This window comes from Alcanivorax sp. HI0083 (assembly GCF_001635175.1).
This window is the reverse complement of sequence record NZ_LWFX01000036.1, coordinates 1-941: the sequence shown is the minus strand read 5'-3', so window position 1 is coordinate 941 and position 941 is coordinate 1. Positions and strand designations below refer to the sequence as shown.

1 protein-coding gene is annotated in these 941 nt (G+C 55.3%); it reads right to left on the bottom strand.

The features are described from left to right. Positions 1–99: 99 nt before the first annotated feature. Positions 100–941: 3-hydroxyacyl-CoA dehydrogenase NAD-binding domain-containing protein (locus tag A3754_RS00410; RefSeq protein ID WP_231880425.1), on the bottom strand; the 842-nt coding region annotated here is incomplete at its 5' end.

The following is a 941-nucleotide window of genomic DNA, read 5'->3' as shown; positions in this document are numbered from 1 at the left end:
CCCCAAAGAGATAGCGAAAGCCACCGGCAGCCGGCGCTGCATCACAAAAAAGCCCGGCTGGATAAGCCGGGCCTTTTTGAAGAAACGCAATCTCAAGGGTTACTTGTAGATTTCGCCTTTTTCCGCTTTTTCCAACAGTGAAGCCGGCGGGTTAAAGCGCTCACCGTACAACTTGGCCAGTTCCTGGGCGCGCGCAACAAAACCGCGCAAGCCGCCTTCATACTGGTTGATGTACTGCATCACACCACCGGTCCAGGCGGGGAAACCAATGCCGAAGATCGAGCCGATGTTGGCATCTGCCACGGAATCCATCACGCCTTCATCAAAGCACTTCACCGCTTCAAGGGACTCGATGAACATCATCCGTTCCTTGATGTCTTCAAACGGCATGTCCTTGCTGCCACCGAAGGCATCGGTAAGGCCAGGCCACAGGTGCTTCTTGCCGTTTTCCGGGTACTCGTAGAAACCTTTGCCCTGCAGCTTGCCCGGGCGATCCAGTTCTTCGACCATTTTCTTCATGACCACTTCCGCCGGGTGTTCCGGCGGCAGCTCAGTGCCTTCACGCTTGGCATCATCACGGGCTGCTTTACCGATCTTCAACGCGGTTTCCATGTTGATTTCATCGATCAGATTCAGAGTACCTACCGGGTAACCCGCCTGCATGGCCGCCTGCTCAATGGACTGGGCATTGACGCCTTCGCCCAGCATAGCGATCCCTTCGTTGGCGAAGGTGCCGATCACGCGGGTGGTAAAGAACCCACGGGCGTCGTTGACCACGATCGGGGTCTTCTTGATCTGCAGACAGTAATCATAGGTCTTGGCCAGCGCTTCGGGGCAGGTGTCCTTGCCACAGATAATTTCCACCAGCGGCATCTTGTCTACCGGGCTGAAGAAATGGATACCGATAAAGTTATCCTTTTTCTTCACACCTTTGGCCAGGC